This is a genomic window from Nitriliruptor sp. (assembly GCF_040882075.1).
GTDB lineage: Bacteria > Actinomycetota > Nitriliruptoria > Nitriliruptorales > Nitriliruptoraceae > Nitriliruptor.
In genome coordinates, this window is the sequence record NZ_JBBEBZ010000092.1 from 92,058 (window position 1) to 114,518 (window position 22,461).

20 protein-coding genes are annotated in these 22,461 nt (G+C 72.4%); 7 read left to right on the forward strand and 13 right to left on the reverse strand.

Features of this window, described 5'->3' with window-relative positions:
- The first annotated feature begins 7 nt into the window (after positions 1-7).
- Both WEB03_RS05380 and WEB03_RS05385 read left to right on the forward strand, forming a co-directional pair.
- On the forward strand, positions 8-928 hold the full coding sequence (locus WEB03_RS05380) for an ABC transporter ATP-binding protein (RefSeq protein ID WP_368069923.1): 921 nt from the start codon (positions 8-10) through the stop codon (positions 926-928).
- 147 nt (positions 929-1,075) lie between these two features.
- Complete coding sequence (locus tag WEB03_RS05385; RefSeq protein WP_368069924.1) at positions 1,076-1,645, forward strand: ClpP family protease; 570 nt, start codon at positions 1,076-1,078, stop codon at positions 1,643-1,645.
- A gap of 30 nt (positions 1,646-1,675) precedes the next feature.
- On the opposite strand, the gene WEB03_RS05390 is transcribed toward WEB03_RS05385, so the two are convergent.
- Positions 1,676-2,842 (reverse strand): NYN domain-containing protein, encoded by a 1,167-nt coding sequence (locus WEB03_RS05390; protein WP_368069925.1) that lies wholly within the window; start codon positions 2,840-2,842, stop codon positions 1,676-1,678.
- Between the two features lie 55 nt (positions 2,843-2,897).
- Positions 2,898-3,926, reverse strand: coding sequence for a phosphotransferase family protein (locus WEB03_RS05395; RefSeq protein ID WP_368069926.1), 1,029 nt, complete (start codon positions 3,924-3,926; stop codon positions 2,898-2,900).
- A gap of 71 nt (positions 3,927-3,997) precedes the next feature.
- Between WEB03_RS05395 and WEB03_RS05400 the strand changes: the two genes are divergently transcribed.
- Positions 3,998-5,233, forward strand: a complete 1,236-nt coding sequence (locus WEB03_RS05400; RefSeq protein ID WP_368069927.1) for a hypothetical protein — start codon at positions 3,998-4,000, stop codon at positions 5,231-5,233.
- Between the two features lie 15 nt (positions 5,234-5,248).
- Here the strand turns inward: WEB03_RS05400 and WEB03_RS05405 are convergent, their stop codons facing one another.
- From WEB03_RS05405 to WEB03_RS05415, 3 genes are all read right to left on the reverse strand, one after another.
- Positions 5,249-6,268 carry a 2-oxoacid:ferredoxin oxidoreductase subunit beta gene (locus WEB03_RS05405; RefSeq protein WP_368069928.1) on the reverse strand — a complete coding sequence of 340 codons (1,020 nt, stop codon included), beginning with the start codon at positions 6,266-6,268 and terminating at the stop codon, positions 5,249-5,251.
- Complete coding sequence (locus WEB03_RS05410; RefSeq protein WP_368069944.1) at positions 6,265-8,163, reverse strand: 2-oxoacid:acceptor oxidoreductase subunit alpha; 1,899 nt, start codon at positions 8,161-8,163, stop codon at positions 6,265-6,267. Before WEB03_RS05410 ends, WEB03_RS05405 begins: the two co-directional genes overlap by 4 nt.
- A gap of 241 nt (positions 8,164-8,404) precedes the next feature.
- On the reverse strand, positions 8,405-9,532 hold the full coding sequence (locus WEB03_RS05415) for a murein hydrolase activator EnvC (protein WP_368069929.1): 1,128 nt from the start codon (positions 9,530-9,532) through the stop codon (positions 8,405-8,407).
- A gap of 243 nt (positions 9,533-9,775) precedes the next feature.
- Here WEB03_RS05415 and WEB03_RS05420 point away from each other — a divergent pair, with 243 nt between their 5' ends.
- Both WEB03_RS05420 and WEB03_RS05425 read left to right on the forward strand, forming a co-directional pair.
- On the forward strand, positions 9,776-11,011 hold the full coding sequence (locus WEB03_RS05420; RefSeq protein WP_368069930.1) for a hypothetical protein: 1,236 nt from the start codon (positions 9,776-9,778) through the stop codon (positions 11,009-11,011).
- Between the two features lie 30 nt (positions 11,012-11,041).
- On the forward strand, positions 11,042-11,830 hold the full coding sequence (locus WEB03_RS05425; protein WP_368069931.1) for an enoyl-CoA hydratase/isomerase family protein: 789 nt from the start codon (positions 11,042-11,044) through the stop codon (positions 11,828-11,830).
- Between the two features lie 27 nt (positions 11,831-11,857).
- Here the strand turns inward: WEB03_RS05425 and WEB03_RS05430 are convergent, their stop codons facing one another.
- From WEB03_RS05430 to WEB03_RS05465, 8 genes are all read right to left on the reverse strand, one after another.
- On the reverse strand, positions 11,858-12,028 hold the full coding sequence (locus tag WEB03_RS05430) for a hypothetical protein (RefSeq protein ID WP_368069932.1): 171 nt from the start codon (positions 12,026-12,028) through the stop codon (positions 11,858-11,860).
- Between the two features lie 260 nt (positions 12,029-12,288).
- A complete protein-coding gene (locus WEB03_RS05435) occupies positions 12,289-13,455 on the reverse strand; it encodes an ABC transporter permease (protein ID WP_368069933.1) in 1,167 nt (388 codons plus the stop codon).
- A gap of 38 nt (positions 13,456-13,493) precedes the next feature.
- On the reverse strand, positions 13,494-14,438 hold the full coding sequence (locus WEB03_RS05440) for an ABC transporter ATP-binding protein (RefSeq protein WP_368069934.1): 945 nt from the start codon (positions 14,436-14,438) through the stop codon (positions 13,494-13,496).
- Between the two features lie 30 nt (positions 14,439-14,468).
- On the reverse strand, positions 14,469-16,118 hold the full coding sequence (locus tag WEB03_RS05445; protein ID WP_368069935.1) for an acyl-CoA dehydrogenase family protein: 1,650 nt from the start codon (positions 16,116-16,118) through the stop codon (positions 14,469-14,471).
- 118 nt (positions 16,119-16,236) lie between these two features.
- Positions 16,237-17,124, reverse strand: a complete 888-nt coding sequence (locus WEB03_RS05450; RefSeq protein WP_368069936.1) for a DMT family transporter — start codon at positions 17,122-17,124, stop codon at positions 16,237-16,239.
- Positions 17,121-17,618: an LLM class flavin-dependent oxidoreductase gene (locus WEB03_RS05455; protein WP_368069937.1), complete on the reverse strand. Its 498-nt coding sequence runs from the start codon at positions 17,616-17,618 to the stop codon at positions 17,121-17,123. Before WEB03_RS05455 ends, WEB03_RS05450 begins: the two co-directional genes overlap by 4 nt.
- Positions 17,619-17,623: 5 nt before the next feature.
- On the reverse strand, positions 17,624-18,037 hold the full coding sequence (locus tag WEB03_RS05460) for an LLM class flavin-dependent oxidoreductase (protein WP_368069938.1): 414 nt from the start codon (positions 18,035-18,037) through the stop codon (positions 17,624-17,626).
- Positions 18,038-18,162: 125 nt separating this feature from the next.
- Positions 18,163-18,624, reverse strand: coding sequence for a PaaI family thioesterase (locus WEB03_RS05465; RefSeq protein WP_368069945.1), 462 nt, complete (start codon positions 18,622-18,624; stop codon positions 18,163-18,165).
- Between the two features lie 127 nt (positions 18,625-18,751).
- Here WEB03_RS05465 and ilvD point away from each other — a divergent pair, with 127 nt between their 5' ends.
- Complete coding sequence (gene ilvD / locus WEB03_RS05470; protein ID WP_368069939.1) at positions 18,752-20,434, forward strand: dihydroxy-acid dehydratase; 1,683 nt, start codon at positions 18,752-18,754, stop codon at positions 20,432-20,434.
- 183 nt (positions 20,435-20,617) lie between these two features.
- On the forward strand, positions 20,618-22,129 hold the full coding sequence (locus tag WEB03_RS05475) for a molybdopterin-dependent oxidoreductase (RefSeq protein ID WP_368069946.1): 1,512 nt from the start codon (positions 20,618-20,620) through the stop codon (positions 22,127-22,129).
- Positions 22,130-22,461: the final 332 nt, after the last annotated feature.

Consider the following 22,461-nt stretch of genomic DNA (forward strand, 5'->3'; position numbering starts at 1 on the left):
GCTCCACGTGAGCGAGGTCGTCAACTACGTCTCGAACTTCGAACCGGTCGGTGCCGGGATCGGCTTCGGTGGCAACCACCTGCACGGGCCGCCGGACGACTACGACAAGCTCGACGACCCGGTCTACCCGGGCAACACCGTCATCGATGATCCGGTCATCTCCGTGCGCAACCTGAGCAAGTCGTTCGGGAAGAACCAGGTCCTCGAGGACATCTCGATCGACTTCCCGCGCGGGAAGATCACCACGGTCATCGGCCCGTCCGGCACCGGCAAGTCGGTGTTCATGCGCAACCTCATCGGCCTGCTCACCCCCGACAGCGGTGAGGTCTGGGTCGGCGATGAGAACATCCCGACGCTCAGCCGCAAGCGCCTGCTCGAGGTCCGTAAGAAGTTCGGCGTGCTGTTCCAGGACGGCGCGCTGTTCGGGTCGATGACGGTGTACGACAACGCCGCGTTCCCCCTGCGTGAGCACACCAGCAAGGGTGAGAAGGAGATCCGCTCCATCGTCATGGAGAAGCTCGAGCTGGTGGGGCTCGAGGGTGCCGGGGACATGATGCCGGACGAGATCTCGGGTGGGATGCGCAAGCGCTGCGGGTTGGCCCGGGCCCTCGTCATGGAACCCGAGATCCTGCTCTTCGACGAACCGGACTCGGGGCTCGACCCGGTGCGTACCGCCTACCTCAACGACCTCGCCAAGGACATCGTCGCCGAGATCGGGTCGACGATCATCATCGTCACCCACCACATCCCGTCGGCGCAGCAGGTCGCCGACTACGTGGGGATGCTGTTCCGGCGCAACCTCGTCGCGTTCGGCAAGGTCGAGGACATGTTCAACTCCTGGTACGCGCCGTGCCAGCAGTTCCTGCACGGGATCACCGAGGGACCGATCGGTATGTCGGAGGAACGCGACCGTCCCGAGCTGCTCTGACACGCACCGACCGCACGATCGGATGCCGGTCTGAGTCGCCCTGACGCACGGGCGCTTGCCTACCGGAGGCCATCGCTACCATCGGCCGCCCGTCCACCGGCGGGCACCGTCCCCGAGTCGCCCACGCGAGGCGAGGAAGGCCCCACCGTGGCCGACGATCTCGAGCAGCTCATCGGCCAGTCGCGCCGCGCGACCGACCGTCTCTTCGAACAGCGCATCCTGTTCATGAACGGTCCGGTCGAGGACGACTCCTCGGACCGCCTCATCGCGCAGCTGCTGGCGCTCGACGCGGACGGGCACGACGACATCACGATGTACATCAACTCCCCCGGCGGGATCATCACCGGGATGTTCGCGATCTTCGACACCATCCAGCTGCTCAAGAGCGACGTGAACGTGCGCTGCATCGGCCTGGCCGCGTCCGCCGCTGCCTTCCTGTTGTGCACCGGCACGGGCACGCGCTCGGCCACCCAGAACGCCCGGATCATGATCCACCAGCCGCTCGGCGGCGCCCGGGGCACGGCCAAGGACATCGAGATCCAGGCCAAGAACATCGTCTGGATGCGCGAGCGCATCAACGAGATCATGGCCGCGCGCACCGGCAAGAGCGTCGAGCAGATCGCCGAGGACACCGACCGCGACTTCTGGATGACCGGCGAGGAGGCCGTCGAGTACGGGCTCATCGACGAGGTCGTCGAAAGCAGCCGCGGCGTCTGATTCCGCTGGGACGCCGGGGCGTCGTCCGCGTCAGCTCGCGGGGGCCTCGTCCTCGACGTAGAGGTAGTACTCCCCGTCGCCTTCCTCCCAGTCCATCTCGACGGCGTTCTTGGTGACCGCCGCCTTGCAGAACTGCAGGAACCCCGAGTAGCCGAGGTCCTTCTCGGAGAAGCCCTCTTCACGCTTGCGGAGCTGGTCTTTGAGGCCGGACAGCGGCGGGTCGCCGCCGAGTTCGACCATCAGCTCCTTGACGGTGCGGCGCAGCAACGCGAAGGCGGCATCCTCGCCGAGCCCCTCGGACGGCAGCTCCACCTCGGGATCGCCGGGCGCCGACCCCTCGGTCAGGGTGATCACACCGGCACCTTCGAGGTGACGCAGCAGCTCGCGGAACCCGCGGAAGCCCACGTCCTGCTCCGAGAAGGTGGGGTCCTTGCGGAGCAGAGCGCGCTTGAGGTTCGAGGCCTGGATCGAGCCCCCAGCCGAGGAGGACTGCAGGCCGGCCAGCGTGCGGGTGATCTGGCGCTCGAGCGCGCGCAGGTCCTGCTTCTGCGACTTCGAAGCGGGTGCGTCCGGCGTCGCCGACGTGTCGTCCGCAAGCTTCGACGGTCCGGTGGTCTTGGTCGACGTGGACCCGCGCCCACCGCCACGGCCGCCCTTGTGCGAGCCCTTCTTCTTGCTGCGCGAGGGACCGGGTGACGACGATCCGGAGCGGAGCGGGACCCCGTCGAGCCGATCGTAGAAGATGAACTCGTCGCACGCCGGCGGCAGCATCGCGGAGGTCGACCCCTTGAGGCCGACACCGATCACGCGCTTGTTCAGCTCGCGGAGCTTGCCGACGAGCGGGGTGAAGTCGCTGTCACCCGAGACGATGACGTACGTCGACACGAAGTCGCGGGTGAAGGCGAGCTCCATGGCGTCGACGGCCATCTGGATGTCCGCGGCGTTCTTGCGCACCGAATCGGAGCGCTGCGGGATCTCGATGAGCTCGACGTTGCCGTCGACCATCCCGCGCCGGTCCTCACGGAACAGGTTCCAGTCCGCGTAGGCCCGCCGGACCACGAGACGGCCGCGTTCGGCCAGCGCCTCGGTCAGCGGTGCGATGTCGAAGCGGTAGCCGATGTCCCGTGCGCCGATCGACACGTTCTCGTGGTCGATGAACAGCGCGAGACGTTCCTCGGTGGGGTCTGTGTTCGTCATGGTGCCACCCTAGCGGCCGTGGGAGCGCCCCTCGCGGCCGTCGACGCTGCAGCCGTCAGCGGCCGGCCTCGGTGGCAGCATCCGCCGCGCGTTCCGCGAGCTCGATGACGAGGCGACCGAAGGCCTCGAAACCCTCCGCGTCGCCGTACGCCCCCGCCGAGTAGCGCGTGAACACGCCCTCGAGGATGCACGCCAGCTTCCAGTACCCGAACGCCACGTAGTACGGCAGCTCCGACAGGTCCCGACCCGACACCGACGCGTAGCGCTCGGCGACCTCCGCGCGGGAGGGGAACCCCTCGACCAGCGTCGGGGCGTCGGGCAGCGGCACCGTGGCGTCGCCCGGCTGGGACCAGTAGACCTGCAGGAGCCCGGCGTCGGCCAGCGGATCACCGAGGGTCGCCAGCTCCCAGTCGAGCACCGCCTGCACCGCCCCGGTGGCCGGGTCCACGATGACGTTGTCCAGCCGGTAGTCGCCGTGCACGATCGTGGCTGGTCCCTGGTCAGGGATCGCCGCAGCGAGCCGAGCGTGGACCTCGTCGAGCACCGGCAGATCGCGGGTGCGGGCGGTGGTGAGCTGTCGGTGCCACCGCGACAGTTGCCGGGCGAGGTAGTCCTCCTTGCGCCCGAGCTCGCCGAGACCGACGTCGTCCGGATCGATCGCGTGCAGCCGGGCGAGCACGTCGACGACGTCCTCGCCCGTCGCGCGACGGACGTCGTGCGTGAGCGTGCGAGCGGCACCGGCGTCACGGACCACGAGGCCGTCCACGAACGCCATGACGTAGAACGGCGCCCCCGTGACGGACTCGTCGGGCTCGAGGCCGACCAGCGGAGGGACCGGGACGTCCGAGCCCGCGAGCGCAGCGACGATCCGGTGCTCGCGAGCCACGTCGTGCGCCGACTGGAGCACGCCGTGCAGCGGTGGGCGACGCAGGATGACGCGGCGACCGGTGGCGTCCGTGACGGTGTAGGTCAGGTTCGACCGGCCCCCCTCGATGACCTCGAAGGTGAGCGGAGGTTCGAGTTCGGTGCGCTCCCGTAGCCACGCGGTCACGCGGGCCGTGTCGATGCCGTCCGGGGTCGTCACGCAGGTCCTCGTCCGCCGTGGAGGGCCGGGACCCTAGCCTCGCCCCGTCCGCAGCTGACGAGGAGGACCGCGTGGAGCGCGACCCGACGCGCGGCCGGGCGACCCGCCTGAGGGGGCGGGTGCGGTCGCTGTTCGAGACCGGTGGGCTCGGCTTCCGGGACCTCGCGCTCACGCAGGTGGCGTCGACGGCGGCGGACACGCTCGTGGCCATCGCCCTCGCGGGGACGCTGTTCTTCGGCGTGCCGACCGCCGAGGCGCGCGGGAACGTCGCGCTCTACCTGCTGCTGACGGTCGCCCCCTTCGCCGTCATCGGCCCGCTGCTCGGTCGGATCCTCGACCGCACCCCGGTCGCGACCCGAGGTGCGCTGGTGGTCGCCGCGATCGGACGGGCGGTCCTGGCCGTGCTGCTGCTCGGCCGGGTGGACTCGTTGTGGCTGTTCCCGGTGGCCTTCGGCCTGCTCGTCCTCTCCCGCGTCCACGGCATCACCCGCAACGCGCTGCTCCCCCTCGCGCTCGATCGTCCGACCGACCTCGTGGCTGCCAACGCACGGCTCGCGACCATCGGGGTCGCCGGTGGGGCGATCGCGGTGCCGCTCGGGCTGCTGGCCACCTGGGTGGGGGGCCCAGGAGGCGCGCTGGCGCTGTCGGCGCTCGCCGCGCTCGCCGCCGCGACCATCGGGCGGCGGCTGCCCGAACCGGACGCGCCGAGCCGACGCATCGTGACGGGCGGCGCGGTCCGGCTCCACCTCCCGCGGAAGGTGAGGACCGCCCAGATCGCGACCGCCGTCGTCCGGCTGCTGAACGGTTTCCTGCTGCTGCTGCTCGCGTTCGCGTTCCGCGAGAGCGGGGCCGGCGTCTTCGACTTCGGTGCGGTCCTCGCCGCGGCGGGCGGTGGCTTCGCGATCGCCGCTCTCACGACGCCCCGGCTCGAGCGCAGGTTACGGGAGGAGCCGATGGTGGTGGCTGCCCTGGCGGTCGAGGCCGGTGCGGCGTTCTCCGCTGGGCAGTGGTTCGGGCTGCCTGCGGCGGCCGGGCTCGCGTTCGCTGCGGGGTTCGCGTGGGGCGTGGCGAAGCTGTCCTTCGACGGCCTGCTGCAGGGCAGCGTGCCGGCGAGCCGCCGCGGTGCGGCGTTCACGCGGTCCGAGACGGTCTTCTCGTTGGCGTGGGTCCTCGGTGCGATCGTGCCGACCGCCCTCCCGCTGCCGGTCGGCTTGGGGCTCCCGTTGGCCGGGTTCGCGGCGCTCGCCGCGCAGATCGTCTACGTGGGCGTGCTGCTCACGCCGCCCGAGGGCCGTCCCTCGGGCTGATCGCGCGACCGCCGGTCAGCCGACGACGTCCCACACGTTGCCGCTGGCGAGCAGCTCCTCGAGCCTGCCCTGCCCCTTCTCCTGCGTCGCCTGCGCGACCTGCTCGCGGGCGAGGTCGTCGTACACGGGTGCCTCGACGTTCCGGAACACCCCGAACGGCGTCGGACCGGTCGGGCTGTGCGCGAGCCGCGACAGCGCGAACGCGGTCGTCGGTTCCGTGCGGTGCGCGTCGTGGATGACGACCCGGTCCCCCGCCTCCTGCGTCGGGACGATCCGCATCGATCCATCCTCGAGCGCGATCACGGCGGACCCGCCATCGGGTCCGAAGACGATCGGCTCGCCCTGGGTGAGCAGGATCTGGTTGAGGTGCTTGGTCTCCTTGTCGCGGACGGCCGCGAAGGCGCCATCGTTGAAGACGTTGCAGTTCTGGTAGATCTCGACGAACGAGGCGCCCCGGTGCGCGTTGGCGGCCCGGAGCACGTCGGTCAGGTGTTGGCGGTCGGTGTCGAGCGTGCGCGCCACGAAGCTGGCCTCGGCACCGAGCGCCAGGCTCACCGGGTTCACCGGCCGGTCGATCGAACCCATCGGGGTCGACTTGTGCCGCGACCCGAGCGGGGAGGTCGGTGAGTACTGGCCCTTGGTCAGCCCGTAGATCTCGTTGTTGAACAGCAGGATCTTGAGGTTGACGTTGCGGCGCAGCGCGTGGATCAGGTGGTTGCCACCGATCGACAGCCCGTCCCCGTCACCGGTGACGACCCACACGTCGAGGTCCGGGCGGGTCACGGCGATCCCGGTCGCCACGGCGGGAGCGCGGCCGTGGATCGTGTGGAACCCGTAGGTGTCGAGGTAGTACGGGAACCGCGACGAGCACCCGATCCCGGAGACGAAGACGGTCGTCTCGGGGCGGGCGCCGAGCTCGGGCAGGAGGCCCTGGATGGCGGCGAGGATGGCGTAGTCACCGCAACCGGGACACCAGCGGACCTCCTGGTCGGAGGTGAAGTCCTTGCGGGTGAGCTTGCTGTCGTTGTCGGTCACGAACGTCCCTCCGCTGGTCCACCTGCGTGGACCGTCTCGCGCGTCCCAGCGACGCGCGCGAACCCCAACCGATCGATGGCGTCGACCAGCTCGGCCGAGCCGAACGGTTGGCCGCTGACCTTCGAGTAGGGCTGCACGTCGACCAGCGTGCGCGACCGGAGCAGCATCGCCAGCTGTCCGAGGTTGTTCTCGGGCAGCACGACCGCTCGGTAGGAACGCAGCAGGTCCGGTAGGTCCCGCGGCAGCGGGTTGACGTGCCGCAGGTGGACGCGGGCGACCTTGCGACCGCCGCGCCGGATCTGGTCGCACGCGGCGTGGATCGGCCCTTGGGTCGACCCCCAGCCGACGACCAGCACCTCGGCGTCGCCGTCGGGGTCGTCCACCTCGAGCGGCGGGATGCCGGCGGCGACCGCTTCGACCTTGTCCCGCCGCAGCTCGACCATGTGGTGGTGGTTGCCGGCTTCGTAGCTGATGTGCCCGGTGACGTCGGCCTTCTCGATGCCGCCGAGCCGGTGCTCGAGCCCCGGCGTCCCGGGGACCACCCACGGCCGCGCCAGGGTGTCGGGGTCGCGCAGGTACGGCAGGTAGGTCCCATCCGGCCCGTTCGGTTCGGTCGTGAAGTCCGGAGAGAACACGGGCAGGTCGTCGACCTCGGGCAACCGCCACGGTTCGGCGGAGTTGGCCAGGTACCCGTCGGAGAGGAGCACGACCGGGGTGCGGTAGGTGACCGCGATCCTGCAGGCCTCGATGGCGGCGTCGAAGCAGTCGGCTGGCGACGCTGCGGCGACCACCGGGAGCGGCGATTCACCGTTCCGCCCGAACAGCACCTGCAGCAGGTCGGACTGCTCGGTCTTGGTCGGCAACCCCGTCGAGGGACCGCCACGCATGACGTCGACCACGACCATGGGCAGCTCGGTCACGAGGCCGAGCCCCATCGCTTCGGCCTTCAGCGCGATGCCGGGGCCGGAGGACGCGGTCACCGCCAGCGACCCACCGAAGGCCGCACCGACCACCGAGCCCATCGCGGCGATCTCGTCCTCGGCCTGGAAGGTCACGACCCCGAAGTGCTTCAGCCGCGCCAGCTCGTGGAGGATGTCCGACGCCGGGGTGATCGGGTAGCTGCCGTAGAACAGCGGCAGGCCGCTGCGGTCCGCCGCCGCCACCAGGCCGTACGCGAGCGCCTGGTTGCCGGTGATGTTGCGGTACCGGCCCGGTGCGAGCGGGGCGGGCTTGACCTCGTAGGTGAACCGGAACGCCTCGGTGGTGTCGCCGTAGTTCCAGCCGGCGTACAGCGCGGTGAGGTTGGCCTCGGCGATCTCGGGGCGGGTGCGGAACTTGGTGCGCAGCCACTCCTCGGTGCCGGTGATGGGGCGGTGGAACATCCAGGAGACCAGCCCGAGCGCCAGCATGTTCTTGCAGCGTTCGGCCTCCTTCTTGTTCAGCTCGCCCCGCTCGATGAACGGTTCGAGGGCCCGCAGGGTCAGCTCGCTGATCCGCACCTCGTGCACCTGGTAGTCGGTGAGGGTGCCGTCCTCGCGGGGGTCGGTCTCGTAGCCCGCCTTCTGGAGGTTCCTGGTCGAGAACGCGTCGACGTTGACGATCAGGGTGCCCTGGTTCTTGAGCGCTTCGAGGTGCTTCATGAGCGCCGCGGGGTTCATCGCGACCAGCACGTCGGGCGCGTCACCCGGCGTGTGCACGTCCGAGTCGGAGAAGTGCAGCTGGAACGAGCTCACCCCCGCGAGCGTGCCGGCGGGAGCGCGGATCTCGGCGGGGAAGTCCGGCAGCGTGGCGATGTCGTTGCCGGCGAGGGCCGACTGGGTGGTGAAGCGATCCCCCGTCAGCTGCATCCCATCACCGGAGTCGCCGGCGAAACGGACCACCGCCGACGCGAGCACGATCCGCTCCCTCGGTCCTGCTCGATCCCCTGCCGCTGCGTGCCCGTTGGTCCCGACCGGCTCGTCGCTCACCCTGCACTCCCTGTCGCCGCCCCGTCGTCCCGAGCCCGGTGCGAGCACGGTGAGGGCCTGCGGTCGCAACCCAGGGTAGGCACCAGCGCCGTAGGCGGAGGGTGAAGGTGGGTGATCGGCTCACCCATCCGGCTGGTCGTGCCCCTGCCGCCCACGTCGACGTCGACGGCTAGCAGACGGCGCGGAGCGTCGGGTAGGGGTTGATGGCACTCCCCCCACCGGGGTGGAGCTCGAAGTGGACGTGCGGCGTGCCGCGGGCGTTGCCCGTGTCCCCGTTGGTCGCCGTCTGCTGCCCCGCGGAGACCCGGGCGCCGTTCGAGACGGTGTGGCTCTGCAGGTGCAGGTACCAGTACTGGTTGCCGTCGCTGCCGCGCAGGATGGCCCAGAGCCCGGCCGAGGGCCCCGGCGACTGGATCGACCAGGTCCCGCTGACGATCGCGTACACCGGTGTGCCGTACGGCGCCAGGATGTCGGTACCGCGGTGCGAGCGTCCGCCGGAACGCGGCGCGCCCCACGTGTCGCTGAACGAGTGTGGCCGTCCGACGGGGCAGGCCTTCCCCGACGAGCTGACCGCGGTGCTGCCACCGCCCGAGCCGGACCTCGCGGTCGGCCCGGACGAGCTGGACGCGGGGGCGTCGGATCGGGAGGCCCGGGCCGCAGCGTCGCGTTCCGCGGCTGCCCGCTCGGCGGCCTCCCGACGCCGCTGCTCCTCACGCCGCTGCCGCTCGCGCTCCTCGGCCTCGAGGCGCCGTTGGAGCTCGGCTGCGCGTGCGAGGTCACGTTGGAGGGTCGCCTGCAGCTCCGCCTGATCGGCGCGGGCCGCTTCGACCTCCCGGCGTTGTTCGGCCAGGCGCGTCTCGACGGCGGCCAACCGCCGCCGGTCGGCGCCGAGCGACTCGACCTCGCCGAGGTCGGCGACGACGAGGCGCTCCAGGGTCTGCGCCCGCAGCAGCGCCTCGTTCGGATCGTCGGAGGTCAGGAACACCGTGAGCGGGTCGCGGACCGAACCTCGCTTGAACAGCGCGACCACCTGCGCCTGCATGCCCTCCCGGAGCTCGTCGACCGCGATGGCGAGCGACCCGGCCTCCGACTCGAGCCGTTCGGCTTCGGCGCCGAGGGTCGCCACGCGCTCCTCGACGGCACCGAGCGCGGCGGTGGCCCGGTCGAGCCGGGACTGGATCTGCTCGCGTTCGGCCCGGACCTCCTGCAGCGACTGCGCCGACGACGACAGGGCAGGACCGACGACCAACGCCGTGAGGAGCGCGGCGAGGAGGGGGACGTGCCGGTGCGATCGCACGAGCGAGCTTCGTCCGGGGGCCGGGATCGGGCTGTGCGAGGTCGGTGACCACCGCCGCGCGGAGGGTACCGCCGGGACACCCGCGCACGTCGCCCGGACCTCGGCGGTCCGTGGGCCACGCGTGGAGCCCGGTACAGAGCGATCCGTCACGGCCGACCGGACGCTCCGCGCTAGTGTCCGCGCACGATGGACACGGCGTGCGGGCGCCGCCGTGCGAGGCCCCACGCTGCAACGGAGACCACCATGCGCAGGACCCGCCGGTCGGCCACGCTCTCCGCAGGCTCGCTCCTCCTCGCCTCCCTCACCGCCTGCAGCGGCGGTGGCGCCGACGTCGAGAACGATCCGGAGCAGGCGCTGTCCGACGCCATCGAGGCCCTCGCGGACTACGACGGTATCGAGCTCGTGGTGGCGATCGACGGTGACCGCGAAGCCATCATCGCGGCCTCCGAGGGGGATCTGGACGGGTCCGAGGTGTCGTTGCTCCTCGACAGCTCGATCCAGATCCGCGCCGCCGGTGAGGACGAGACCGATGCGCAGGCCGAGGTGATCGTCGACCTGGCCGGACAGCCGGCCTTCGAGCTGCGCTACCTGCCGGAGAGCGAGCTGTTCCTGCGGCTCGACCTCGATGCCATCAGCGACGCGGTCGACGACCCCTCGTTCGGCGAGAGCATCGAGGAGGCGGTCGACGCGGCCGGGCAGTTCGGGCTCGGCGAGGTCGCCGCGGCGGTCCGCGACGGCAGCTGGATCAAGCTCACCGGTGTCGAGCAGTTCGCCGAGTTCGCGCGCAGCCCGCGGACCGAGGAGCCGAGCGAGGAGGAGGTCGAGGACGTCCAAGAACGGATCGTCGGAGCGATGCAGGACTTCCTCGAGAGCGACGTCACCGTGGCCTACCAGGGCGAGGAGGAGGCGGGCGAGCGGGTGACCGCCACCACGACGCAGGCCGCGCTGGCGGGGCTGCTCGACGAGATCTCCACCATCGCCAGCGACCTCAGCGGCGTCGACGGCGACCAGTTCGGCCTGGACAGCACCGCGGGTGAGGGCAGCGACGAACCGGTCGAGATCGACCTCTGGATCGCGGACGGACGCCTCAGCCAGCTGGGGTTCGACCTCTCCGCGCTCGCCGAGGATGAGGGTGAGGGCGCCCCGGAGGGCACGTTCCTGCTGGTCGCGATCGACGAGTTCGACGGGTCGGTCACCGCGCCGGACGAGTCGACCGAGGTGGACCTGTTCGCGATCTTCGGGACCCTGATGGGTGGCGGGCTCGGCGGGATGGACGCCGGTGCGCTCGAGATCGAACGAGGGCCAGGACAGCTCGACGACGAGGGCGCGCTCGACGAGGGCGAGCCCGCGGACGGCGGCGACCCGCTCGGTGGGGACTGCATCCCGCAGGAGCAGATCGACCAGCTCACCGGAGGCGACCCCGACGCTGAAGCCGAGCTGCAGGGCGCGATCGACGCGGGCCTGATCGAGGTCTGCTGACCACGCCAGCCGTCCACCGAGGGAGCCGCCGTGGCCGTCCAGCTCGACCGCACCGCCGACGGGGTCGCCGTCCTGACCCTCGACGATCCGGAGCGTCGCAACGCCATGACCGAGGCGATGGGCGACGCCCTCACCGAGGTGTGCTCGGAGCTGGCCGACGACGGTGACGTCCGGGCGGTCGTGCTGACCGGCACCCCGCCCGCCTTCTCCGCCGGTGGCGACCTCGCGATGCTCGAGGAGCTCGGCCGGCGCGCCCGCGAGGACGGGTTCGACGCGACCGACCACATGCGGGCCTTCTACCGCCGCTTCCTCGCGGTCCGCGAGCTCCCCCAGCCGGTGGTCGCCGCGGTCAACGGCCACGCCGTCGGCGCCGGGCTGTGCGTGGCGCTGGCCTGCGACCTACGCCTGGTCGCACGCGAGGCCAAGGTCGGGTTGAACTTCGCCCGGCTCGGCCTCCACCCAGGGATGGGTGGGTCGTGGCTGCTGCCACGAGCGCTCGGCGACCAGCGCGCCAAGCTGTGGCTCTACACCGGTCGGCTCTTCGACGGGGCTGAGGCAGCTGCCGCCGGACTCGCGCTCGACGCCCTCCCCGCCGACGAGGTCCTGCCGGCCGCGATCGAGCTCGCGACCGAGATCGCGTCCGCGTCACCGGTGGTGGTCCGCCAGCTGAAGTCCACGCTCGCCGACCTGCCGACCGACCTGGGTGACGCGCTCGACCGCGAAGCGGCAGCCCAAGCGGTCAACTACGCCAGCGACGACCTGGCCGAGGGGCTCGCCGCGGGCCGCGACCGACGGGCACCTCGCTTCCCCGGCCGCTGACCCTCGAGCGCGGGCGTCCCAGACCGCTCAGCCGTCGGTCGCCGGTCCGTCCAGGTGCGCGTGGGCGTGGTTGTGCGCCTGGCGGCGGCGGAGCGCGAGCAGGCTGGCCGCCGCGCCGAGCAGCAGCGCGCCCGCGCCACCCGGGCCGCCACCCGTGGCCGGGAGCGCACCGTGGTCCGGGCCGCCCGCGGCCGCCACGCGCCCCGCGGGGGTGTCGATGCGAGGCCGACCGGGCTCCGACGGTTCGCGGCCGCGTCGAGGCGGAGGCCGATCTGGTCGGTGGCGAAGAACCGGCGCTCGAGCATCGCGGTCCGCACCCCGTCGCGGCTGAGCCCGGCGTCCAGCATCGATCCGAACGCCGCGGCGGGGTCGCCGGCTCCGTCGGACATCAGCGTGTGGTTGTGCAGGTCCGCGTGGGCCACCCAGTGCCCGGGAACAGGCGCGAGGCACGGGCGGTGCTACTCGCGCGCACCGCGCCAGGCGTCACGCAGCCGCACGCGTGCCCCGGCACGGAGGATGGAACCCTCGTACAAGCGCGCCGCGAGCAGCGTCAGCAACACCCCGGTCACGACGACCCCGATCGCCGCGACCCCGGCCTGCCAGAGCGGGAGATCGATCAACGCGATCCGGGCGGGCACCACGAACGGGGCCGTGAACGGCACGAACGTCACGACCTTGGCCAAGGTGCCGTCCGGCGCGTGCAGGACCGGGAAGGAGGTCGCGAACGCGGCGACGAGGATGGCGTAGAGGGGGAACAGCGCCACCTGCGAATCCTCGACGCGGGACACCAGGGCAGCCAGGCCAGCGGTCACGCCCGCGTAGAGGCCGTACCCGAGGACGAAGGCGATCAGCACGGCCGCGAAGGAGGTCCCGAGCCTCGGCGGTAACCGGTCACCACCGGTGACCTGCAGCACGATCAGGGCGGGGGTGAGCATCGCCGCCGCCTGCAGCGTCCCGACGGTCCCGAGCCCGAGGACCTTGCCGCCCATCAGCTGACGGGGGGCCACCGCCGGCAGCAGCAACTCGACGACGCGCGACCCCTTCTCCTCGATCACCCCGGTCACGATCAGGTTCGCGAAGAAGACCAACACGAAGTACAGCACCAGCGACCCGGCGTAGGCGACGGCGAACCGGCCCTCGGCCGTGACCGGATCGACGCCCGAGCCGGTGATCACCACCTCGACCGGGACGGGAGGCGTCCCGAGCACGGTGGTGAGCGCGTCCGGTGGGGCGCCGACCTCCTCGAGGGACCGGGCCAACGCGATGGTCTCCGACACCCCTGGCGGTACGGGGGACCCGAAGGGACCGGCGGCTCCCGCGGCGAGCAGGCGCGCGCCTCCGTCGACGACGACCAGCGCGACGCTGCCACGCTCGAGCGCCGCCCGCGCCGCGTCCCGGTCGGCGAGCTCCTCGAGCTCCGGTGGGACGCCGAGCGCCGCGGTCAGCCCGGCCAAGGCCGACTCGTCGACCTCACCGACGACCCCGACGGACGTGGGCTCCGGCGCGACCTCCTCGGCGGGTGCACGGTCGGCGAACACCGCCGGTGCAGCCGCGATGACCGCGAGCACCGCTGCGAACAGGACGGTGGTCACCTGGAAGGCCCGGGTCCGCACACGCTGGCGCACCTCGCGTCCTGCGACCAACAGCACCGTCCGTGCCGGCGTCACGGCGCACCCCGCTCGGAGGATGCAGCGGTCGGTCCGGAGGGCGGATCGAGGCGGTGGGATCCGACGGCGTCGCGGAACAGCTCCGACAGCCGGGGTCGGGTGAGCGAGACCGCCGTCACGCTCGTGGTCCGACGCACCCCGTCGAGGACGCCAACCGGGTCGGCGTCGGGGGTGAGCACGAAGGTGGCCTCGTGATCCGAGGCGTGGGCGAGCAGCGCATCGTCCGCGGCCAGCGAGCGCCAGTCGACGGGCATCGCGGCCCCGACGTGGAGCCGCCGCTCCCCCGCGGCGCGCAACGCATCGACCTCGCCGGACAGCACGACGCGACCGGCAGCGGCGACCGCCACGGTTCGGCACAGGTCCTCGACGAGGTCGAGCTGATGGGAGCTGAACACGACGGCCGCGCCCGCCGCTGCCCGTTCCCGCAACATCGCCGACATGGTGTCGACCGCGATCGGATCGAGACCGGAGAACGGTTCGTCGAGGACGAGCAGATCCGGGTCGTGGACGAGCGCGGCGGCGAGCTGCACGCGCTGCTGGTTGCCGAGGCTGAGCGACTCGATCTCGGTCCCCGCGCGGTCGCTGAGGCCGAGCTCGTCGAGCAGCCGCTGGCTGCGCTGCTCGGCGTCGGCAGCGGTCAGGCCGTGCAGGCGACCGAGGTAGACCAGGTGCTCGGTGACGCGCATCTTCGGGTACAGGCCCCGCTCCTCGGGCAGGTACCCGGTGCGCCGTCGGACCGCCCGGTCCACCGGCTGGCCGTCCCAGCGCACCTCGCCGTCGTCGAGCCGGGTCACGCCGAGGACGGCACGCATCGCGGTGGTCTTGCCCGCGCCGTTGGGGCCGAGGAAGCCGCACAGCTCCCCACGCGCCACCGAGAAGCTCAGCCCGTCGAGCGCGAGGACGTCACCGAAGCGTCGGTGCAACCGATCGAGCTCGAGCAACGGCAGGCTCCGGGTGGCGGGGCCGGGAGCCTACGCGGCGTCGGACCCCGATCCGCCGAGCGCGTCGGTGAGGATCTGCTTGGCGATGACCTTGAGCGCGAGGACCTCGTCGGCCCCCTCGAAGATCGACAGCACCCGGGCGTCGACGAACAGCCGCGACACCGTGTACTCCTCGGCGTACCCGTACCCGCCGTGGATCTGGAGCGCTTCCCGCGTGACCCACTCGGCGACGCGACACGACAGCTGCTTGAGCTGCGAGGCCTCGAGCCCGGCCGTCGCCTCGCCCCGCGCCAGCGAGCGCGCGACGGCGAAGGAGGTGACGCGGCACGCGGCCAGCAGCGCGGCCATACGCGCGATCTTGGTCCGGGTCAGCTCGTAGCCGGCCAGCGGCGAGCCGAAGACGCTGCGCTGCTTGGCGTACCCGCAGGCCTCCTCGAGCGCCGCCTGCATCACGCCCTGGGCGCGCGCAGCGGTCTGCAACCGGGCGTTCGAGAACGCCTGCATCTGGAGGTAGAACCCGCGGCCGAGACCTTGCGTCTCGCCGATCAGGTTCGCGTGTGGGACCCGCCAGCCGTCGAAGCTGACCTCGAACGAGTGCATCCCCCGGTACCCGATGGTGGGGATCGCCTTGCCCTCGATCCGTCCCCCGTCGTCCTGGGAGTGGGCGAACTCGTGGCCGGGGAAGGACGGCTTGTCGATCACGAACAGCGACAGGCCCCTGTGCCCGAGGCTGCGGTCAGGGTCGGTGCGGGCGAGCACCAGGAGGTACTCGGCCTTGCCCGCGAACGTGCACCAGGTCTTGACCCCGCTGATCACCCAGTCGTCACCGTCGCGGGTCGCGGTGCACTTGACCCCAGCCACGTCCGAGCCGAAGTCCGGTTCGGTCACGGCGACACCGCACATCTTCTCGCCCGAGGCGATCGCCGGCAGCCAGCGCCCCTTCTGCTCGTCGGTGCCACCCTTCAGGATCGCGGTGCCGATGATCTCCGGGCGCGTGATCAACGACCCGGCGGCGCCGAGCGAACCGCGCGAGAGCTCCTCGGTCACGAGCACCATGTTCAGCAGCTCGTCGTCCCCGCCCTCGGCGAAGCCGCCGTGCTCCGACGGGATCGACAGCGCGAAGCACCCGAGCTCGGCCAGACCGGAGATGATCTCGTCGGGGATGTCCTGGTCGTGGCGGTGGATCTCCTCCGCCCGTGGCATCACCTGCTCCTCGGCGAACCGACGGAAGGTCTGGCGGACCATCTCGAGGTCCTCGGGCAGGTGACGAGGACCGGCCTCGCCGGTGCGGAGGACACCCTCGGCCAGCTCCGACAGGAAGCCCGTGTCGCGGCCCGCGGCGATGGCGTCGGCGACCTCGTCGAGCACACCGACCTCGAGGCCCCACTCCTGCTCACGGCCGAGCACGCGCCCGCGCAGGTCAGCCGCGGTGTCCGCCGCGAACGCCAGCGCCAGCGCCGCCTCGGTGTCGCCCTTGTCCCCCCACGCGGTGAGCTCCTCGGCGGCGACCACCGCGGACGAGACCGACGCGAGGTCGTAGGCCACGGTCTGGTGCTCGTCGACGAGCCCCGCGCTGATCCGGCCGTCCTTCTCGCACCGGCCGGCGAGGTCGGCCGTGGACCGGTCGACGACCGCCCGCATCGCCTCGACGAGTGCGGACGCGTGCTCGAGGTGGGACACGGGGCGTCTCCTGGTCCGGGGCGCACGTCGCGCGGCGCGACGACAGCGGGGGCGGGAGCGTGCCACCCCGCTACGGCAGCCACCAACCCGGCGAGGTGGTCCAACGGTCGCCGATCCGCTACCGCACCGGTGCGCGGGCGGGTCCGGAGCGTCCCGCGATCACCACCCCGGCCGACAGCGCGACGACGCCGGCGGCGCCGACCCAGGTGGTCCGTTCACCGACGAGCGTGAAGGCCAGCGCTGCTGCGGTGAGCGGTTCGAGCAGGGACAGGGTCGTGGCCGTCGGAGCGTCGACCCGGACCAGGCCGCGGAGGAACAGCACGTAGGCGACCACGGTGGTCCCCACGGCCAACCACAGCAGACCGCCCACCTCCTCCACCGTGGTGCCCACCCCGACCGATCCGAGGGCTGCGGGCAGGAGCAGGAGCCCACACGTGGTGAAGACGACGGCCACCACCGACACCCGATCGGGCACCGTCAGCCGGGCCGATGCGGTGGCGTAGAGGGCGTAGGCGGCGCCGGCCGTGGCCGCGAGCGCGACGCCACCGACGGTGACGCCGCTCGCGTCGGCGCCGACGAGCGCCGCGAGGCCGGCGACCGCGACGAGCGTCGCGACCAGCCACCGGCCACCCGGCCTGCGCCCGGACAGCAGCGCCAGGAACCCCGCCCAGGCTGGCGCGCTCCCGAGCGCCACCAGGGTCCCGATCGCCACCCCTGCCGTGCGGATGCCGAGCAGGTAGGTCGCCTGGAAGACCGTCATCGCCAGGGGCGCGGTGGTGAGCGGCCACCCTCCGCCCCGGACCGTGGCCACCAGGGAGTCGCGTCGCGGGGCTCGCAGCACCCAGGCGAGCAGCACCCCACCCCCGAGCAGGCACCGGTAGGCGGCCACGGCGACGGGCGCGGCCGTGGGAAGCAGCAGCTCCTGGGTGGCGCCGGCCGTCCCCCAGAGCACCGCGGCGGCCGCGATGTCGAGCGGTCCGCGACCGGAACCTGCGGCCCGGGTCACCCCCGCAGATCGGCGGCGACGCGCGCCCACTCGGACTCGGAGAAGGTGTACGCCGTGGCGAGGCTCACGCGGTCGACGATGTCACCGAACCGTTCCCGGACGGCGAGCCCGACGCGCTCGGGTTCGGCGACGACGGTGAACGCCGCCACCACCTCGTCGTCGACCATGTCGGCCATCCGGTCCCACTCGCCCCGCACCGAGGCGGCGTGCAGCTGCTCGTGCAGCTCGCCCCACCCGTGGGCGTCGAGCACGCCCCGGTAGGCAGGTGTCGAGCCGTAGAAGGCGATCTGGCTGCGCGCTGCGGCCGCCACGGCGTCCCGCTCCTGCTCGTCCCGACCGGTGACCACCGTGACGGGCAGCGACACCTCGATGTCCGCGAGCGAGCGTCCGGCGGTCTCGGCCCCCTCGGCGACGGCGGGCAGGGTGGTGCCGCGCAGGTAGCGCTCGCTGGTGAACACGTGGCACACGAGCCCGTCGGCGACCTCGCCGGTCACGCGGGTCATCCGCGGCCCCACGGCGGCGAGCCAGACCGGAGGGGGGCGAAACCGTGGGCCGGCGGGGTGAAGAACGGCGTCATCAGCGTGTGGCGGTAGTGCTCGCCCTCGAACCGCAGCCGCTCGCCGGTCTCCCACGCGTGCCAGATCGCGCGGAGCGCCAGCACGTACTCGCGCAGACGCGCCGCCGGGGCCCGCCAGATCGCGCTGAAACGCTTCTCGATGTGCGCCTGGACCTGCGACCCGAGACCGAGCACGAACCGGCCGTCGGCGAGGGCCGGCAGGTCGTGCGCCTGGTGGGCGACGTGCATCGGCGAGCGCGGGAACGCGACCGCGATGGCCGTCCCGACCGCGATCTGACGGGCGTGGTCGGCGGCGATCGCGCACGCGAGCAACGGGTCGTGCGCGACCTCGGACACGAGCCACGCGTCCTAGCCGCGCGTCTCGGCCGCTCGGACGGCGTCGGGGACCGCCGCGAGCGGCCCGCCGTAGGTGATGGCGTCGAGCTTCAACCCGGTCTCCTGTGCCGGCGGTCAGCTGCGGATCAGCCGCCGATCTGCGTGGCGTCGATGTTCTGCAGCCTGACCTGGCCGTGCGCGACCAGCTTGCCGTCGCTGGCGCGCGTGATCTCGACCTGCCACAGCTGCTGGAGCCGACCGACGTGCAACGGGGTGGCCACCGCGTCGACCCGCCCCTCCCGGTGCGAGCGCAGGAAGTCGGTCGTGTTCGACACCCCGACGGTGAGCTGTCCCCGCGACGCGACCCGCAGAGCGCCAGCGATCGATGCGACGGTCTCGACGATCGAGCACCAGACGCCCCCGTGCACGAGGCCGTACGGCTGGTGGTGGGGGGGCCCGCAGTCGACGTGTGCCTCGACACGGTCGGCGGCGAAACGGTCCCACGTGAGGCCGATCGCGGTGGCGTCGAAGCCGCCGGCGGACAGCTCCACGTCGTCGGCCGGCACGGTCTCGCCGGCCGCCAGCCGCGCCAGCAGGTCGGGCGGCATCGCCTCAGCCACGGGGGCTCCTCCTCGTCTGCGGTCAGCGACGCTAGCCCGCGACCCGCGCGGGTTCGCTCGCAGGCGCCGGGTGTGGTCGGATGCGGTGTCCCGACCGCACAGCGAGGAGGCCCCCGTGGCCGACATCAAGCCCGTCAGCCGCGACGTCACCGATGGGTACGAGCGTGCCCCCGCCCGCGCCATGCTGCGAGCCATCGGGATGACCGACGACGACTGGGGCAAGCCCCAGGTCGGCGTGGTGTCGTCGTGGAACGAGGTCACGCCCTGCAACACCCCGCTCGACCGGCTGGCCAAGCAGGCCAAGCTCGGTGTCCGCGACGCGGGTGGGTTCCCGATCGAGTTCACCACCATCGCGGTGTCGGACGGCATCTCGATGGGCCACGAGGGCATGCGTGCCTCCCTCGTCAGCCGCGAGGTCATCGCGGACTCGGTCGAGACCGTGATGCACGCCGAACGGTTCGACGGGATGGTGACCTTCGCGGGGTGCGACAAGTCGCTGCCCGGCATGGTGATGGCCGCCGCGCGGCTCGATCTGCCCGCGGTCTTCCTCTACGGCGGGACCATCCTCCCGGGCCACCACGACGGTCGCGACATCTCCATCCAGGACGTGTTCGAGGCGGTCGGCGCTCGGGGGCGTGGCGCCATCGACGACGCCGAGCTCGACCGCATCGAACGCGCCGCCTGCCCGTCCGAGGGCGCCTGCGCCGGGATGTTCACGGCCAACACGATGGCCTCCGCGGTCGAGGCGCTCGGCCTGGCGCTGCCCGGTTCCTCGGCCGCCCCCGCCCCGGACCCGCGTCGCGACGAGTTCGCACGGGCGTCGGGCGAAGCGGTCGTCCACCTGCTCGAGCAGGGCATCACCGCGCGCCGCATCCTCACGCGCGAGGCGCTGGAGAACGCCACGGCCGTCGTGATGGCCGTCGGCGGCTCGACCAACGCGGTGCTGCACCTGATCGCCATCGCCCGCGAGGCCGAGGTCGAGTTCGGGCTCGACGACCTCGACCGGATCGGGCGGCGCGTCCCCCACATCGCCGACACCAAGCCCGGCGGGCGCTACTTCATGAGCGACCTCGACCGCGTCGGCGGGGTGCCCGTGGTCCTCAAGGAACTGCTCGACGCGGGCCTGCTCCACGGCGACGCCCTCACCGTCACGGGTCGCAGCCTCGGCGAGGAGCTCGAGGCCATGGACGTCCCCGCCCCCGACGGCGAGGTCGTCCACCCGCTCGACCGTCCGATCCACGTCGACGGTGGGCTCGCGATCCTGCGCGGATCGCTCGCCCCCGAGGGTGCGGTCGTGAAGGTCGCCGGCATCCCGCCGGAGCAGCACGAGTTCGAGGGGCCCGCCCGCGTCTTCGACGGTGAGGCCGCGGCGATGGAGGCGGTGTTGACCGGCCGCATCGTGGACGGTGACGTGATCATCATCCGCTACGAGGGCCCGAAGGGTGGGCCGGGGATGCGCGAGATGCTCGCCGTCACCGCGGCGGTGAAGGGCGCCGGGCTCGGCGGCACGGTGGCGCTACTCACCGACGGCCGGTTCTCGGGCGCCACCCACGGCTTCTGCATCGGGCACGTCTCTCCGGAGGCGACCGACGGCGGGCCGATCGCGTTCGTGCAGGACGGCGACACGGTCCGGATCGACGTCCCGAGCAGGTCCATGGACCTGCTGGTCGACGAGGACGAGCTCGCCAGGCGGCGCGAGGGGTGGCAGCCGCTGCCGCCCCGCTACACCCGCGGTGTGCTCGCCAAGTACGCCCGGACCGTCTCCAGCGCCTCCCTGGGGGCGACCACGTCGGTCTAGCCGGCCGAGGTCGGCCGGAGGAGCTGAGGGTGTCGTGACCGGGCGGCGGGCGGTCAGCGCGGCAACCCGGACGCGCCGCGCCGCCGAACCTCACCCATGAGCACACCCGACACCGTCCGCCCGCCCGCCACCGACGACGCCAGCCGCGAGGGCACGGCACCCGCCCCCGCGGCGCTCGCGGGGATGCTCGCCGCTGCCCTCGGCCTCGGCGTCGGGGAGCTGATCGCTGCCGCGGTGACCGGATGGCCCTCACCGATCGTGGCGGTCGGTGACCGGGTGATCGAAACCACCCCGCCGCCGGTCACCCGGTTCGCCATCGACACGTTCGGCACCGCCGACAAGCCGGTGCTCGTCGCGGGGACGCTGGTGCTGCTCGCCCTCGCCGCCGCCGGGCTCGGCATCCTCGGCCGGCGACGTCCCGGGCTCGCCCTCGCCGGTATCGCGGCGTTCGGCGCGATCAGCGCGGCCGCGACGCTGGCCGGCCCCGGGGTCGCACCTGCGGCGATCACCCCGTCGGTCGCGACCGCCATCACGGCAGCGCTCGCCCTCCTCGTGCTGTTGTCCGGGCTCGCCCAGCGACCAGCCATCACCAGCTCGGCGATCGCCGAGCGGACGTTGGCACCGCTCAGCCGACGGCGCTTCCTGACGCTGGCATCGCTCGTCACGGCCGGTGCCGCGGCGACCATGGGCGCGGGGCGTCTGCTCGTCGGCGGTTTCGACGTCGACGCCGCCCGCTCGGCCCTCCAGCTCCCCTCCCCCACCCGGTCGCAGGACCTGCCGATCCCAGCCTCCGCGACCCTCGACGTGGACGGCCTGACGCCCCTCGTGACGCCGAACGCGGACTTCTACCGGATCGACATCAACCTGGCCCTACCGCGCATCGACCCCGACGCCCACGTGCTGCGCATCCACGGCCTCGTCGACCGGGAACGGAGGATCGCGCTGGCGGACCTCTTCGCCCGCGACCTCGTCGAGGTACCGATCACCATGACCTGCGTCAGCAACGAGGTCGGCGGCTCGCTCGTCGGGACCGCGGTGTGGCTCGGTCTCCCCCTGCGCGACCTGCTCGACGAAGCCGGGGTCCAGCCGGAGGCCGACCAGCTCATCGGACGATCGGTCGACGGGTACACCGGCGGCTTCCCGGTGAGCGCCGCCTACGACCGCGACACCCTGGTCGTGGTCGGGATGAACGGCGAGCCGCTGCCGATCGAACACGGCTTCCCGCTGCGGCTCGTGACGCCCGGTCTGTACGGCTACGTCGGCTCGACCAAGTGGCTCTCGGAGATCGAGGTCACCCGGTTCGACGCCTTCGATCAGTACTGGGTCCCCCGGGGCTACGCGGCGCAGGCTCCGGTCAAGACCCAGTCCCGCATCGATACCCCGCGGAGCCTGGCGACCGTCGCCCCCGGCACCGTGCCGATCGCCGGCGTGGCGTGGGCGCAGACGCGCGGCATCGCCCGCGTCGAGGTGCGTGTCGACGACGGCGACTGGCAGGAGGCCGAGCTCGCCACCGCCGTCTCCGACGCGACCTGGGTGACGTGGCGGCTGCTCCACGACGCCGCGCCCGGTCGACACACGGTGACGGTCCGCGCGACGGACGCGACCGGTGAGGTCCAACCGGAGACCCGCACACGCGTCGCTCCGGACGGTGCATCGGGCTGGCACACGACGGTGTTCACCGCGCGCGACGCCTGATCGGTCACACGTGTCTCGCTGAGCTGTGCCGAGCCGCGACGCGAAGCGGGACGCACGCCGTGCCTCGCGCGTGCAGCCGCCCCGTTGTCCACAGCCGACGGGGATAGGTTCTTGCATCGAACGTATGTACGAGTACACTGGACTCATCCAGACCATCGAACAGGGACCGCATGCGCAGCAGCCAGGGCTACCGGCACACCAGCCGCCCGGCCCTGCCTGCCCTCGCACGCGAACACCACCCCAGCTACTCCACCGACGTCGCGGGTGCGGTGTCCACGATCCTGGCCGGCGATGAGGGTGCAGTCCTGCCTGATGGGGAACTCGCCGAGCTG

What these genes read in the sequence shown, in the direction of transcription:
- WEB03_RS05420 (WP_368069930.1), top strand. Translation starts at nt 9,776, where the DNA reads ATGCGCAGGACCCGCCGGTCGGCCACGCTCTCCGCAGGCTCGCTCCTC.
- WEB03_RS05475 (WP_368069946.1), top strand. Translation starts at nt 20,618, where the DNA reads ATGCTCGCCGCTGCCCTCGGCCTCGGCGTCGGGGAGCTGATCGCTGCC.
- WEB03_RS05465 (WP_368069945.1), bottom strand. Translation starts at nt 18,624, where the DNA reads ATGCCGCCCGACCTGCTGGCGCGGCTGGCGGCCGGCGAGACCGTGCCG.
- WEB03_RS05390 (WP_368069925.1), bottom strand. Translation starts at nt 2,842, where the DNA reads ATGACGAACACAGACCCCACCGAGGAACGTCTCGCGCTGTTCATCGAC.